General features: G+C 63.6%; 1 protein-coding gene. It reads left to right on the top strand.

Going from position 1 to position 212, the window contains the following annotated elements; translation table 11 throughout:
• Positions 1–212: RsmD family RNA methyltransferase (locus ACQ4LH_RS21315; protein ID WP_430698980.1), on the top strand; the 212-nt coding region annotated here is incomplete at both ends.

The raw sequence follows: 212 nt of genomic DNA, 5'->3' as shown, positions 1-212 counted from the left end.
CCCAAGGAATCTCCACCCCYGGGGGCGCGTCGCCGGCAGCGCCAGTTGTGTAAAAGAGACGGNCTCTACCTGCAGAACCCGGCAGCCACGCCGTTCGATCTGGTATTTCTCGMCCCGCCGTTTAACCAGAACCTGCTGCTACCCGCCTGCACCCTGCTCGAGCAGCACGGCTGGCTGGCGGCCGACGCCTGGGTCTATACCTGTCTCTTATA

The sequence above is a fragment of the Pseudomonas peli genome, from assembly GCF_050563605.1.
Classification (GTDB): domain Bacteria; phylum Pseudomonadota; class Gammaproteobacteria; order Pseudomonadales; family Pseudomonadaceae; genus Aquipseudomonas; species Aquipseudomonas peli_A.
Note: the sequence above shows the minus strand (reverse complement) of the source record. Positions and strands in the feature narration are given on the sequence as shown.